The 14201-nt window shown below is 61.2% G+C and carries 13 protein-coding genes; 6 read left to right on the top strand and 7 right to left on the bottom strand.

What is annotated here, in order from left to right:
- The first annotated feature begins 102 nt into the window (after positions 1 to 102).
- The 3 genes from FW796_RS10350 to FW796_RS10340 all read left to right on the top strand — a co-directional run bounded on the left by FW796_RS10350 (position 103) and on the right by FW796_RS10340 (position 5249).
- Positions 103 to 1395 (top strand): GGDEF domain-containing protein, encoded by a 1293-nt coding sequence (locus FW796_RS10350; RefSeq protein ID WP_102861949.1) that lies wholly within the window; start codon positions 103 to 105, stop codon positions 1393 to 1395.
- A gap of 91 nt (positions 1396 to 1486) precedes the next feature.
- Positions 1487 to 3283, top strand: coding sequence for an acyl-CoA dehydrogenase C-terminal domain-containing protein (locus FW796_RS10345; protein WP_446439326.1), 1797 nt, complete (start codon positions 1487 to 1489; stop codon positions 3281 to 3283).
- A gap of 187 nt (positions 3284 to 3470) precedes the next feature.
- Complete coding sequence (locus tag FW796_RS10340; protein ID WP_446439325.1) at positions 3471 to 5249, top strand: acyl-CoA dehydrogenase C-terminal domain-containing protein; 1779 nt, start codon at positions 3471 to 3473, stop codon at positions 5247 to 5249.
- A 237-nt stretch (positions 5250 to 5486) separates the two neighbouring features.
- Here FW796_RS10340 and FW796_RS10335 read toward each other — a convergent pair whose 3' ends face one another.
- Positions 5487 to 6416: a LysR family transcriptional regulator gene (locus tag FW796_RS10335; RefSeq protein WP_346633114.1), complete on the bottom strand. Its 930-nt coding sequence runs from the start codon at positions 6414 to 6416 to the stop codon at positions 5487 to 5489.
- 102 nt (positions 6417 to 6518) lie between these two features.
- Between FW796_RS10335 and FW796_RS10330 the strand changes: the two genes are divergently transcribed.
- The 3 genes from FW796_RS10330 to FW796_RS10320 all read left to right on the top strand — a co-directional run bounded on the left by FW796_RS10330 (position 6519) and on the right by FW796_RS10320 (position 8899).
- A complete protein-coding gene (locus FW796_RS10330) occupies positions 6519 to 7217 on the top strand; it encodes an MOSC domain-containing protein (RefSeq protein WP_446439324.1) in 699 nt (232 codons plus the stop codon).
- Positions 7214 to 8497 (top strand): aspartate aminotransferase family protein, encoded by a 1284-nt coding sequence (locus FW796_RS10325; protein ID WP_346633112.1) that lies wholly within the window; start codon positions 7214 to 7216, stop codon positions 8495 to 8497. The genes FW796_RS10330 and FW796_RS10325 overlap by 4 nt, the downstream gene beginning before the upstream one ends.
- Positions 8498 to 8740: 243 nt before the next feature.
- Positions 8741 to 8899, top strand: a complete 159-nt coding sequence (locus tag FW796_RS10320; protein ID WP_011063854.1) for a YqaE/Pmp3 family membrane protein — start codon at positions 8741 to 8743, stop codon at positions 8897 to 8899.
- Between the two features lie 41 nt (positions 8900 to 8940).
- Here the strand turns inward: FW796_RS10320 and FW796_RS10315 are convergent, their stop codons facing one another.
- From FW796_RS10315 to pqqA, 6 genes are all read right to left on the bottom strand, one after another.
- Positions 8941 to 10773, bottom strand: a complete 1833-nt coding sequence (locus FW796_RS10315; protein WP_446439323.1) for a S9 family peptidase — start codon at positions 10771 to 10773, stop codon at positions 8941 to 8943.
- Positions 10739 to 11908 carry a pyrroloquinoline quinone biosynthesis protein PqqE gene (pqqE, locus tag FW796_RS10310; protein WP_404937794.1) on the bottom strand — a complete coding sequence of 390 codons (1170 nt, stop codon included), beginning with the start codon at positions 11906 to 11908 and terminating at the stop codon, positions 10739 to 10741. The genes FW796_RS10315 and pqqE overlap by 35 nt, the downstream gene beginning before the upstream one ends.
- On the bottom strand, positions 11880 to 12155 hold the full coding sequence (gene pqqD / locus FW796_RS10305) for a pyrroloquinoline quinone biosynthesis peptide chaperone PqqD (RefSeq protein ID WP_346633109.1): 276 nt from the start codon (positions 12153 to 12155) through the stop codon (positions 11880 to 11882). The genes pqqE and pqqD overlap by 29 nt, the downstream gene beginning before the upstream one ends.
- The gene (gene pqqC / locus FW796_RS10300) at positions 12152 to 12904 is read right to left on the bottom strand and encodes a pyrroloquinoline-quinone synthase PqqC (RefSeq protein WP_404937793.1); all 753 of its coding nucleotides are present in this window, start codon (positions 12902 to 12904) and stop codon (positions 12152 to 12154) included. The genes pqqD and pqqC overlap by 4 nt, the downstream gene beginning before the upstream one ends.
- Before the next feature lie 92 nt (positions 12905 to 12996).
- Complete coding sequence (pqqB, locus tag FW796_RS10295) at positions 12997 to 13908, bottom strand: pyrroloquinoline quinone biosynthesis protein PqqB (protein ID WP_102881051.1); 912 nt, start codon at positions 13906 to 13908, stop codon at positions 12997 to 12999.
- A 104-nt stretch (positions 13909 to 14012) separates the two neighbouring features.
- Entirely contained in the window at positions 14013 to 14087 is a 75-nt protein-coding gene (pqqA, locus tag FW796_RS10290) for a pyrroloquinoline quinone precursor peptide PqqA (protein WP_003194766.1), read from the bottom strand.
- Between the last annotated feature and the right edge of the window lie 114 nt (positions 14088 to 14201).

Here is a 14201-nt window from a genome sequence, read left to right as displayed (position 1 = left end):
TTAAAGAGATGGCAATGTGATGTCTGTCACACCACGTGTGCTTAACTTCAGCAAATGAAGGCACAATGCCATCTATTGATCAGCCGGGTCGGAGTTTTACCCTTGCCGCGTTCTTCCGCTGTACGTTTCAGTCACTTTCTACCGTCTTTGCTGCTTCTGCTTGCGGGGCTGGCGGCCGCCTACGTCAAAGACCTCAACGTCTTCTTCACTTCGCTGTTCAATGTGCTGCCAACACTGGTGCTATTGCTTGGCGGAGCCTATTGCGCTGTGTACCGACGCCAGCGCGAACTGTTTTTGATGGTCACGGTGTACATCGCCTACTTTCTGCTGGATACCCAGACCGATTTCTACCGGGATAACGGCAGGGTCCGCGAAGATGCCGCGGTGGTATTCCACCTCTGCTGCCTGTTGCTACCCTTGTTATTTGGCCTGTTTGCGGCCTGGCAGGAACGCACCCACCTGTTTCAGGACATGGTGGCGCGTTTTGCCGTGTTATTGGCGTTTGGCAGCGTCGCTCTGGGCCTGGAGCAGAGTTACCCACAGGCGTTGCTGAACTGGTTGGCAGAGATCCGTTGGCCGGCGTTGCATGGCAGTTGGATGAGCCTGATCCAGTTGTCGTATCCAGTATTTTTCGCGGCATTCCTGCTGCTGGCGATCCAGTACTGGCGCAGTCCGCGCCCACTGCACGCAGCGCAGTTGGTGGGCTTGCTGGGTTTGTTCTGGATGCTGCCCAAGACGTTCATCCTGCCATTCACTCTGAACATCATGTGCAGTCAAGTCATGCTGATGATCGCCGCGGCGGTGGCCCATGAGGCTTATCAGATGGCGTTCCGTGACGAGTTGACCGGCTTGCCGGGGCGTCGGGCGCTTAATGAGCGTATGCAGCGTCTGGGACGCAATTATGTGCTGGCCATGACTGACGTCGATCACTTCAAGAAATTCAACGACACCCACGGTCACGATGTCGGGGATCAGGTGCTGCGCCTGGTGGCCAGCAAACTGTCAAAAGTCACTGGCGGTGGGCGTGCCTATCGTTACGGCGGGGAAGAGTTTGCCGTGGTATTTGCCGGCAAGACCCTGGACGAGTGCATGCCGCACCTGGAGATGATTCGCGAGATCATCGCTACCTACAACATTCAGTTGCGCAACCAGGACAATCGCCCCCAGGACGACCAGCAAGGCCGCCAACGCCGTGGCGTTGCGGCGGCTTCCAGTGTTTCGGTGACCATCAGTATCGGTGTCGCCGAGCGGCTGATGGAGCACCGGACTCCCGAGGAAGTGCTCAAGTCCGCCGACCAGGCGCTCTACAGCGCCAAGGGCGCGGGGCGTAACTGCGTCATGGCATTCGGGCAGAATCGCCGTGGTGCAGTGCGCATGGATACGGCTGCGGGTTGAGTGATGATGGCGCATTCAGCGACTGGAGCGTCATTGGCAGGCTGAGGGCGGCGGCAGTAGGTTGGAGAAACCTGCTGCCGGAGAAATCACCATGCCCGAGTATCAAGCTCCCCTGCGCGACATGCGCTTCCTGATCGATCATGTCTTCGACTTTCATGGCGGTTACGCCGCACTGGGAGCCAGCGACGCCAGCCCGGACATGGTCCGCGCGATCCTCGAGGAAGGGGCGAAGTTCTGCGAGAACGTCCTGGCGCCGCTGAACCGCTCCGGTGACGAGGAAGGCTGCCATTTCGACAATGGCGTCGTAACCACCCCCAAAGGTTTCAAACAGGCTTTCGCCCAATACGTCGAAGGCGGCTGGCATGGCTTGGCCGCCGATCCTGCCTATGGTGGCCAGGGTCTGCCCCATTCCCTGGGGCTGGTGATCAGCGAGATGGTGGGTTCCAGCAACACCTCCTGGGGCATGTACCCGGGGCTGACCCATGGTGCGATGTCGGCGATTCATGCCCATGGCACCGCCGAACAGAAGCAGCTGTACCTGAACAAGCTCACCGCAGGGCAGTGGACCGGCACCATGTGCCTGACCGAGGCCCATTGCGGTACCGACCTGGGCATCATCAAGACCCGCGCGGTGCCACAGGCCGATGGCAGTTATGCGTTATCGGGGAGCAAGATTTTCATCTCTGCCGGCGAGCACGACCTGAGTGAAAACATTATTCACCTGGTGCTGGCGAAACTGCCGGACGCCCCGGCCGGGACCAAAGGCATTTCCCTGTTCATCGTGCCAAAGTTCCTGCCGGACGCAGCAGGTGAAGTCGGTGAGCGCAATGGTGTGAGTTGCGGCTCCATCGAGCACAAGATGGGAATCAAGGCCTCGGCCACCTGTGTACTGAACTTCGACGGCGCCAAGGGCTTCCTGATCGGCGAGGCCAACAAAGGCCTGAACTGCATGTTCACCATGATGAATCACGCGCGCCTGGGCACCGGAATGCAGGGGCTGTGCCTGGGGGAGGCCAGCTTTCAGGGAGCGATCAAGTACGCCAACGATCGTTTGCAGATGCGCTCTTTGTCCGGGCCCAAGGCGCCGGACAAGGCGGCTGACCCGATCATCGTCCACCCCGACGTGCGGCGCATGCTGCTGACCATGAAGGCGTTCAATGAGGGCAACCGGGCTTTGGCCTATTTCACCGCCCAATTGCTGGATGTGGCTCATCTGAGTCGCGACCAGGCGCAGCGTCAGCAGGCAGAGGACCTCCTGGCGTTCCTCACCCCGATCTGCAAGGCCTTCATGACCGAGACCGGGCTGGAGGTGACCAATCACGGCATGCAGGTGTTTGGCGGCCATGGCTACATTCGTGAGTGGGGCATGGAACAGCTGGTGCGTGACTGTCGCATCGCGCCAATCTATGAGGGCACCAACGGTATCCAGGCCCTGGACCTGCTGGGCCGCAAGGTGCTGGGTAGCCAGGGCAAGCTGTTGCTGGGTTTCACCAGGATCGTGCACAAGTTCTGCGTGGCCAATGCCGAGCATCCGCAGTTGAAGGCCCACGTTGCGCAGCTCGATGGTCTGAATCGTCAATGGGGCGAGTTGACCACCCAGGTGGGCATGGCCGCCATGAAGAACCCGGAGGAAGTGGGTGCCGCAGCCCTGGATTACTTGATGTACAGCGGTTACATCGTCCTGGGCTATCTCTGGCTGCGTATGGCCCTGGTGGCTCAGCAACAACTCGATGCGGGTAAAAGCGACGGCGATTTCGCCACCGCCAAGCTGGCCACCTGTGCGTTTTACTTCAAGCGCCTGCTGCCACGTACCGGCGCCCATCTGGCGGCAATCGAAGCAGGCAGTGATTGCCTGATGAGCCTGCCGGCGGAGATGTTCGCCTTGTAAGTACGCTGATGTGCCCTGGACAAGGCCCGCTTCTCGCGGGCTTTTTCTTGCGAGGATCTGGTCGTGACTAAAATTAACAATAAAGTCATGAGTTGACCCTATGTGTCGCAAAAGTTGTTCGGGTACACTCGGCTTTTCGTAAATGGGCCCGTTGTGGCCCGCTTGTTTAGATCTTGCGAGGTTTGCCATGGCTGACTACAAAGCGCCCCTGCGCGATATGCGCTTCGTCCTCAATGAAGTCTTCGAGGTCGCCAAACTCTGGGCTCAACTGCCAGCTCTGGCCGAAACTGTGGACGCCGAGACGGTTGAGGCGATTCTGGAGGAAGCGGGCAAAGTCACTGCCAGAAGCATCGCTCCGCTGAGCCGTAGCGCCGATGAGGAAGGTTGTCACTGGAAGGACACGGCAGTGACCACTCCGGAAGGTTTTCCACAGGCCTACCAGACGTACGCCGAAGGCGGCTGGGTCGGTGTGGGCGGTGATCCGGAGTTCGGTGGCATGGGGATGCCCAAGGCGGTATCGGCCCAGGTCGAAGAAATGGTCAACTCCGCGAGCCTGGCCTTCGGCCTGTATCCCATGCTGACCGCCGGGGCTTGCCTGTCGATTAACGCCCACGCCAGCGAAGAGCTGAAAACCACCTACCTGCCGAACATGTACGCTGGTGTCTGGGCCGGTTCCATGTGCCTGACCGAGCCCCATGCCGGTACCGACCTGGGGATTATTCGCACCAAGGCCGAGCCTCAGGCTGACGGTTCCTATGCCATCAGCGGGACCAAGATCTTCATTACCGGTGGTGAGCACGACCTGACGGAAAACATCATTCACCTGGTGCTGGCCAAGCTGCCGGATGCGCCGGCCGGGCCCAAGGGGATCTCCCTGTTTCTGGTGCCCAAGTTCATGGTCAACGTCGATGGCAGCCTGGGTGAGCGCAACCCGGTGAGCTGCGGTTCGATCGAACACAAGATGGGTATCCAGGCCTCGGCCACCTGTGTGATGAACTTCGATCAAGCCATAGGTTATCTGGTGGGCGAGCCGAACAAGGGCTTGGCAGCAATGTTCACCATGATGAACTACGAGCGCCTGGGTGTGGGTATCCAGGGGCTGGCCACCGGTGAGCGCTCCTATCAGAACGCTGTGGAATATGCCCGTGACCGCCTGCAGAGCCGTTCGCCGACCGGGCCACAAGCCAAGGACAAGGTCGCCGACCCGATCATCGTGCACCCGGACGTGCGGCGCATGCTGCTGACCATGAAGGCTGCCAACGAAGGTGGCCGGGCATTCTCCACCTATGTGGCGATGCAGCTGGATACCGCCAAGTTCAGCGAAAATGCCGAGACCCGCAAGCGCGCGGAAAGCCTGGTGGCCTTGCTGACTCCCGTGGCCAAGGCGTTCCTTACTGACCTTGGCCTGGAGACCACGGTTCATGGCCAGCAGATCTTCGGCGGCCACGGCTACATCCGTGAGTGGGGCCAGGAGCAGTTGGTGCGCGACGTGCGGATCACCCAGATCTATGAAGGCACCAACGGCATTCAGGCGCTGGACCTGGTGGGGCGCAAGATCGTCGGCAGCGGCGGCGCGTTCTACAGCCTGTTCGCCGATGAAATTCGCCATTTCACCGCCACCGCCGATGGGAAACTGGGCGAATTCACTCGGCCTTTGAATGAGGCTCTGGATAATCTGGATGAGCTGACAGCCTGGCTGTTGGATCGGGCCATCAGTAACCCCAACGAGATCGGAGCGGCTTCGGTGGAGTACCTGCAGGTCTTTGGCTACACCGCCTACGCCTACATGTGGGCCCTGATGGCCAAGGCGGCGCTGGGCAAGGAGCAGGAAGAGGACTTCTATGCCAGCAAACTGGGGACTGCGCGGTTCTATTTTGCCCGTCTGCTGCCGCGTATTCACTCGCTGACCGCCTCGGTGAAAGCGGGTAGTGAATCGCTGTTCCTGTTAGAGGCTGAGCAGTTTTAATTGAGGAGAGCGTTTGTAAGTCATCTCTTACATAACGTGCTGCTGATCGTCCATATCGGTAGATGACGGCTGAGGCTAATCTACTTCACATGGACGTCGCGCAGGAAGCGCAAAGCAACAACATGGACACGTAGGATTCTGCCAGGATGGCGGAGTGAAAAGGATGTCAGGGAAACAGTCTGCAAAGCCCCGCTTCGGCGGGGTTTTCTTTTGTCCGGGTTTTTTATTTTCGCGACTTCAACCCAGGATTTCTGGCACCGCAGTGCCGCCCAAGCGCCCATCTTGGGTATTCATCGAATCCTCCAATAACGTCCTTAGCAGTTCCAGCGTTCCTTGTTGACGCTGCAGATCCCGACAGACCAATCCGACTTTCAATGGCACCCTCGGCTCGCTCAGAGGCTTCCACAGCAGTTCCTTGTTGCCGTGCTGTTGTTGTGAGCGCCCCGGAAGTACGGTGGCCAGTCGTGTATGGGGCAGGCTGTCGAGAATACCGGCCATATTGTTCAGCTCCGCCTGCACCTGGGGGCGCCGCCCCAGATTGGCCAGCTGCGCTTGCCAGATCTGGCGGATCTGAAACTCCTCGCCCAACAGCAGCATCGGCAACTCTGCAGCCTGGCTCATGGAGACCTTCTTGAACTCGCGCAGTGGATGCTGCTCGGGTATGACCAGTGTCAGCTCATCTTCATACAGCGGGACACCATGCAAACCTGGTTGGCGTGGCGGCAGGTAGCTGATGCCGATGTCCAGCGAGCCATTGAGCAAGCGTCGTTCGATCTCCAGGCCGGTCAATTCGTAGATCTGCACCACCAGGTGGGGCTGGGCCTTGCGCACTCGTTCGAGCATCTGCGGCACCAGGCTGCTATGCACCGTCTGCAGTACGCCGATGGCCAGGGTGCGCAGGGCCTGGCCCTTGAAGTTGCGCAGGGCCTCACGGGCTTGTTGCAGGCCGTCGAGCAAAGGCAGGGCGTGGTTGTACAGCGTATGGGCGGCCAGGGTCGGCAACAGGCGCTTGCTGCTGCGTTCAAACAGGCTGACGTCGAGGTTCTGCTCCAATTGACGGATCTGCTGGGAGAGTGCCGGTTGTGAGATCGACAGGCGCTCCGCTGCACGGCCCACGTGGCCTTCTTCATACACCGCGACGAAATAACGCAGTTGCTTGAAATCCATAAGTATTTCTTATCGAAAAAGCTTAAAAAACGAAATGGCCCGAAGCCCGCAAGACGCCTAGTCTAGCGCCTATTCACAGGGCTTACAGGGCCAAGACGCGCGATGAATACCGTTTACGTCGATGGTGTTTACATAGGCAAGGCAAAAAATCTCGGCCAGGGTCTGGTCATAGACACCGACAAGCACCCGGTTGCAAACCGTCTCTGGTTATGGCCACAAGGCCTGGGCAGCGATGAACAGGGTGATCCGCGCTTCCATACGGGCCCTGAGCGAGCTCTGCACCACTATCCCGCTGAGCATTACGCCCACTGGCGCAAACGTTATCCACAGTTCGATTGGACGGCTCCGGCCTTTGGGGAAAATCTCTCGACACGTGGCCTGACCGAAGATCAGGTGTGCCTGGGGGACATGTTCCGTTGGGGCGGTGCGCTGTTGCAGATCAGCCAGCCCCGTTCCCCTTGCTACCGTCTGAGCCAGCGTTGGGGCCTGGTCAATCTGCCCCAGCAAGCCCAGGACAACGGACGCTGCGGCTGGTTCTACCGGGTACTCAAACCCGGCTTTGTCCAGGCGGACGAACCCTTCGAACTGATCCAGCGCAGTTATCCCGGCTTGACCGTGGCCTGGGCCCTGCGCTGTTTTTTCCAGGAGCCTCTGGAGCACACAGGCCTGAAAACCCTGATTGATTGTCCGGCGCTGTCCTCGCGCTGGCGCGATATCGCCATCAAGCGTCTGCGCACCGGCTGTGTCGAGGATTGGTCCTCACGCCTGCAGGGCCTGCCGTTGGAGGGGCTGCGGGCATGAATCTGTTCAATCTGCGCCGTACTCCGCCAAGCCTGGACGATCTGGTTATCGAGCCCTGTGCGAGCGCCTCGGACGATGCCTGCGCCAGTGAGTGCCTGATGCCCAGCGTGCAGCGCCCGCAACCGGTGTTCGTCCGTGGCCAGGGCTCCTGGCTGTGGGACAGCAATGATCGCACCTACCTGGACTTCACTCAGGCCGGGGCCGCCAACAGCCTGGGCCACAGCCCTTCGGTACTGGTCAACGCCATCGCCGCTCAGGCCCAGTCGCTGATCAATCCCGGCTCGGGCTTCTACAACCGCGGCATGCTCAAGCTCGCCGACCGGCTGTGCCGTAGCACTGGTAGCGACCAGGCCTATCTGCTGAGCAGTGGCAGCGAAGCCTGTGAGGCGGCGATCAAGCTGGCACGCAAGTGGGGCCAGCTGCATCGTGGCGGCGCGGCGGGCATCATCACTGCCAGCCGCAGTTGTCATGGCCGTGGTTTTGCCGCGCTATCGGCTGCGGGCAATGGCTCTGCGGGCAATCGTTTCGAACCTCAGCTGCCAGGCTTCAGCCAGGTGCCCTTCAATGATCTGCCTGCTTTGCACGCGGCGGTGGATGCTCAGACCGTGGCCATCATGCTGGAGCCGATCCAGGGTGAAGCGGGGGTCATTCCGGCGACAGAACACTACCTCAAAGGGGTGGAGCGCCTGTGTCGTGAGCTGGGCATTCTGTTGATCCTCGATGAAGTCCAGACCGGCATCGGCCGTTGCGGCACCCTCTTGGCCGAGCAATTGTATGGCGTGCGCGCTGACATCATCACCTTGGGCAAGGGCCTCGGCGGCGGGGTGCCCCTGGCGGCGTTGCTGGCACGGGGCAAGGCCTGTTGTTTCGAACAGGGCGAGCTGGACGGCACCCACCACGGCAATGCATTGATGACCTCCGCCGGCCTGGCCGTGTTGGACAGTCTGCAGGAGCATGGTTTTCTGCAGCAAGTGCGCAGCAACGGTCAGTACCTGGGACAGCAGTTGACCCAACTGGCGGGCCGTTATGCCCAGGGCGAGGTACGAGGGCATGGATTGTTCTGGGGTATGAGCCTGGCGGACGACTCAGCGCAGGAGGTACTCAAGGCAGCGTTGCACGAGGGCCTGTTGCTCAGTGCTGCGCAATCGGACTGTTTGCGTTTCACCCCGGCCCTGAGTGTCAGCAAGGGCAATATCGACGAAATGCTCCTGCGCCTGACCCGGGCCTTTTCCCGCGTGCGGACCGCGCAGTTGCAATGCCGCAAGGGAGTAGCTGTCTGAAATCTGTGCTGATCCTGAAGCATTCTCTGACGATCGGTGCCGAGCACATCCGACTTTACGTTGACTGAACTCCTGAACCGTCTCGCGGTATAACGCGTCGCCCCGTGTCCGATTTTTCGCACGGGGCGTTTTTTTGTCTCCGGGCTGTTCAGGAGGGCAAGATTTGCGGTGAACCCTGGCACGCGGCCAGGGTCGATTGCTGGTGAGGCTCAGCCGAGCCCGACTTCTATCAGGAGCTGCCCTATGGACTTGATTCGCATCATCTTCGCCATTCTCTTGCCGCCCTTGGGGGTCTTTCTGCAAGTGGGCTTTGGCGGCGCTTTCTGGCTGAACATCCTGCTGACCCTGTGCGGATACATCCCCGGTATCGTGCACGCGGTGTATATCATCGCTAAACGCTGATTATCCAAGCTGCCCGTTCCAACGGAACGGGCAGCACCCGCTCAGCATTGCGCTTGCAGCACCTTCTGATAAAACCGCCATTCCTGTTCCAGCGCATGAGCCTGATTGTCCGCCTTGCGAAAGCCGTGGCGCTCATCCGGGTAGTAATGGGCCTCGGCGGCGATGCCCTGGTCCTGGAGCGCCTTGAGCATGTCGCGGGTTTGCTGGGGCACCACCACGGCGTCCAACTCACCCTGAAAAAACACCACGGGCACGCTGATGTTGCTGGCGTACAGCAGTGGCGTGCGCGCCAGATAGCGCTCGTTATCCTGCTCTGGATCGCCAATCAGCCAGTCCAGATAATCCCCCTCGAACTTGTGCGTGGAGCGGGTCAGGGCAATGGGATCGCTGACCCCGTATAGGCTGGCGCCGGCACAGAAGACCTTGGCGAAGGCCAGGGCGCAAAGGGTGGTGTAGCCCCCGGCGCTGCCGCCACGGATGAACGCCAGCTTTGGGTCGATCAGCCCTTGTTGGTCCAGATAGGACACCACCGCACAGGCATCTTCCACGTCCACTTCGCCCCAGCGCAGATGCAGGGCCTGGCGATAGGCCCGGCCATAACCGCTGCTGCCCCGGTAGTTTAGGTCGGCCACGGCAAAACCGCGCTGGGTCCAGAACTGGATGCGCGGGTCCAGGATCGGATAGCAGGCAGAGGTCGGGCCGCCGTGAATGAACACCACCAGAGGTGGTCTGTTGACGCCATTCATGGCCGGGTAGAAGAAACCGTGGGCCTGTCCTTCGCCGCTGGGATAGCACAGGGGTTGCGGTCGGCTGATGCGCTCCTTCGGCAGTGGCGCGACACCGCCGGCCAACACATGCACCTGCCGGGTTTCACGTTCGATGGCGATGATGGCCGAAGGACTGACAGGGGACGCCGCGATGCAATACAGGTAGCGCTTATCCAGCGCCAGGCCGCGAAAGCGGCTGTAGTTGCCGCTGAAGTCCTGTTGCGAACCGTCGGCGTGACTCAGTCCGAGACGGCCAAACCCTTCCTCGGTCCAACTGCCGAACCAGGAGTCCCCGCCAAGGGGCATCCAGGTGCGACACCCCAACTGCCAGGGGGCAGGGGCATGATCAGCTGCGGCACAGGGCAGCGGCCGCAAGCCGCTGGCCGATTCGGCCCAGGGTTGCCAGAAACCCTGGCGATCCGTGAGGCAATAGAGTTGGTTGTGCTGATCGAAGCGCGGTTGTTGCAGGGACTCTTCCTGGCCATCACCGGCCATGCAACGGGGATCACCCCAAGTGCTATCGGCCAGGCGTTCGACGAGCATCAGGCGAGTGCTGGTCCAGGGCTGATGGGGGCGATCCCATTCGATCCAGGCCAGGCGTTGGCCATTGGGGCTCAAGGTCGGAGCGGCATAGAAGTCGGCTCCGGCGGCGAGCAGGCGGCGCTGGCCGCTGTGGATGTCGATGGCCACCAGCCGGTGCTCGTTGGCGCACTCTTCCACGGCCAGTACTTGATCGGCGTGAGCATGCAGGTCCCCGTAGCGCCAGTCGCCCTGGGTCAGGGCCACTGGCGCGCCGTCTGTCAGTGGCTGCCGATACAGTTGCTGGTCCGCTTCATTGACGAACAGCAGGAAGTCGCCGCTGAGGCAGAAGGCGCCCCCGCCGTATTCATAGACGCGGCTGCGGACGCTGAACCCCGGCGGCGTCAGGCAGCGGGCCTGGCCTTGCTGCCAATGCCAGATCCGGCAGCTGGCGTCCGCAGGACGGTATTCATTCCAGAACACGCCATCGGGTGTCAGTTGCAGCTCGGCAAAATCGATCCCGGCGGTGGTGGCCTGGTTGGCGCTGAAGGGCTCAACCCTTGGCGATGAGGCGTGAGTTTCGTTCATTGCGAAAGGCCAGTTGTTCAATGGTTTGGGTGGCCGTTTCGGATTCTTCGCGGGCCTTGAGAATCATCCCGTGGTGTTCCGATTTACTGCACACCGGGTCGGCATTGCTGGCGTCCCCCGTGAGCATGAAGGCTTGGCAGCGGCAGCCGCCGAAGTCCTTTTCTTTCTCGTCGCAGGAGCGGCATGGCTCCGGCATCCAATCGTAACCGCGAAAGCGGTTGAAGCCGAAGGAGTCGTACCAGATGTGCTGCATGCTGTGGTCGCGCACATTGGGGAACTTCACCGCCATTTGCCGCGCACCGTGGCAGGGCAGGGCGGTGCCGTCCGGGGTGACGGTGAGGAAGATGCTGCCCCAGCCGTTCATGCAGGCCTTGGGACGCTCCTCGTAGTAGTCCGGGGTGACGAAAATCAGCTTGCAGGGGTGCCCCTGGGCTTCCAGCTTGGCGCGGTATTCGTTAGTGATGCGTTCCGCGCGCACCAGTTGCTCCCGGGTGGGCAGCAGGCCGACGCGGTTGAGCTGGGCCCAGCCGTAGAACTGGCAGGTGGCGAGTTCGACGAAGTCGGCTTCCAGGGCAATGCACAGCTCGATGATGCGGTCGATCTTGTCGATGTTGTGCCGGTGGGTGACGAAATTCAGCACCATCGGATAGCCGTGAGCCTTGACCGCACGGGCCATCTCCAGCTTCTGGGCGAAGGCTTTCCTGGAACCGGCCAGCAGGTTGTTCACTTGCTCGTCGCTGGCCTGGAAGCTGATCTGGATATGGTCCAGGCCGGCTTTCTTGAAGTCGCTGATCTTCTGCTCGGTCAGGCCGATGCCGGAGGTGATCAAGTTGGTATAGAAGCCCAGCTTGCGCGCCTCGCCGATCAGTTCGGCGAGGTCCTGGCGCACCAACGGCTCGCCCCCAGAGAAGCCCAACTGCGCCGCGCCCATCTCCCGCGCTTCACGGAACACCTTGATCCACTGTTCGGTGCTCAGCTCCTTGCCCTGCTCGGCAAAGTCCAGCGGATTGGAACAGTAGGGGCATTGCAGTGGGCAGCGATAGGTCAGCTCGGCCAGCAGCCACAGTGGCAGGCCGACTTCCGGTTTGTCGGGCAGCAGCACCGACTCAGCCGAGTTCGATCCAGTGCTGGGCACGGGCGACCTCCATGAACTGCTCGATGTCGTCACCGAGCTCGGCCACGCCTGGGAACTGCAGCTGAAGTTCCTTGATGATCGCCGCCACGTCGCGCTCGCCGTCGATCAGGCCGCCAATCAGCGCGGCGCTGTCATTGAGCTTGATCATGCCTTCCGGGTAGAGCAATACATGGCCCTTTTGTGCCGGCTCGTACTGGAAGCGGTAGCCGGGACGCCAGCGTGGGGTTTTGCTGCGGTCGAAACTCATAGGGTGATCCCCTTATGCCAGACCCGCTGATCGGTGACGCTGTGATAGGGCGGGCGGTTCAATTCATAGGCCATGCTCATGGCGTCGAGCATGCTCCAAAGGATGTCCAGTTTGAACTGGAGAATTTCCAGCATGCGTTCCTGACCGGCACGGGTGGTGTAGTGCTGCAGGGTGATCGCCAGGCCGTGCTCGACATCGCGACGGGCCTGGCCCAGACGGGTGCGGAAGTACTCGTAGCCGGTCGGGTCGATCCACGGGTAATGCTGGGGCCAGCTGTCCAGGCGCGACTGGTGGATCTGCGGGGCGAAGAGCTCGGTCAGCGAACTGCTGGCGGCTTCCTGCCAGCTGGCGCGGCGGGCGAAGTTGACGTAGGCGTCCACGGCAAAACGTACGCCGGGCAGCACCAGCTCCTGGGAGCGCAGCTGGTCCGGGTCCAGGCCCACGGCCTGGCCCAGACGCAGCCAGGCTTCGATGCCACCGTCTTCACCCGGGGCGCCGTCATGGTCCAGCAGGCGCTGGATCCACTCGCGGCGAATTTCCCGGTCCGGGCAGTTGGCGAGGATCGCCGCATCCTTCATGGGGATGTTCACCTGGTAGTAGAAGCGGTTGGCGACCCAGCCCTGGATCTGTTCGCGGCTCGCCCGGCCTTCATACATCGCCACGTGATAGGGGTGATGGATGTGGTAGTAGGCGCCCTTGGCGCGCAGTGCCTGCTCGAATTCGGCGGGGGACAGCGAGGTGTCGGTCATGTGTGTTCTCCGGGGGGCTGCCCTTTCGTGGGCAAGCCCGCCCCTACGCAAAGGGGCCAAGGCTCTTGGGTCGAGCTTGTGGGCGATACGGCCTACAGCTCAATACTCATTCCGTCGTAAGCCACTTCCACCTTTCGGCGTACCAGTTCGGCACGTTCGGCGGAGTCTTCGTCGAGGATCGGGTTGGTGTTGTTGATGTGGATCAGCACCTTGCGCTGGCGGGGCAGCTGTTCCAGCACTTCTAGCATGCCGCCGGGGCCGTTCTGGGCCAGGTGGCCCATTTCCCGGCCGGTGCGGGTACCGACGCCACGGCGCTGCATTTCATCGTCTTCCCACAGGGTGCCGTCCAGCAGCAGGCAATCGCTGGCGGACATGATCTCCAGCAGCGGCGCGTCCACCTTGCCCAGGCCCGGCGCGTAGAAGAGCTTACCGCCGCTGCGCAGGTCTTCGACGATCAGGCCGATGTTGTCTCCTGGGTGCGGGTCGAAACGATGGGGCGAATAGGGCGGTGCGGCACTGCGCAGGGGCAGGGGGGTGAAGCGCAGGTTGGGGCAGGCCGGAACCGTGAAACTCTGGTCGAGCTCGATGCGGTTCCAGTTCAGGCCGCCGTTCCAGTGGCTGAGCATCTTGAACAGGGGGAAACCGGTGCTCAGGTCTTCGTGGACCATGTCGGTGCACCAGACTTGATGCGGGCAGCCTTCGCGCAGGCTGAGCAGGCCGGTGGTGTGATCGATCTGGCTGTCCATGAGGATGATGGCGCTGATCCCGCTGTCCCGCAGTGCGCGGCCCGGTTGCATGGGGGCAAAACCCTGCAGTTGGGCGCGGATGTCCGGGGAGGCATTGCACAGTACCCAGTTCACCCCGTCATCGGAAATTGCGATGGACGATTGGGTGCGAGCCTGGGCCCGCAGGCTGCCGTCGCGAAACCCTGCGCAGTTCACGCAGTTGCAGTTCCACTGCGGAAAACCACCGCCGGCGGCGGAACCTAGAATCTGGACAAACATGGACGCTCCCTGGGATGAAGGCATGAAAAAGACGGAGAACTGAAAATAAAAACGCCCCGGACGGGCCGAGGCGTTGCGCTGCGTTTTCTGGCCAGAGACAGAAATCAGCGGCTGGCGAAGTACATGGTGACTTCGAAGCCGATACGCAGGTCGGTGTAAGCAGGTTTGGACCAGGTCATAAAAATGCTCCTTTGAGGTGGGTGGGACGGGTATTGCCTATACATATAGTCCACCTCCGGCGGGAGATGTTCAGATGCTTAGGGGGCTATCTTACTAAATTCCCGCAAAAGGTT

This window comes from Pseudomonas sp. 910_21 (assembly GCF_052850735.1).
Note: the sequence above shows the minus strand (reverse complement) of the source record. Positions and strands in the feature narration are given on the sequence as shown.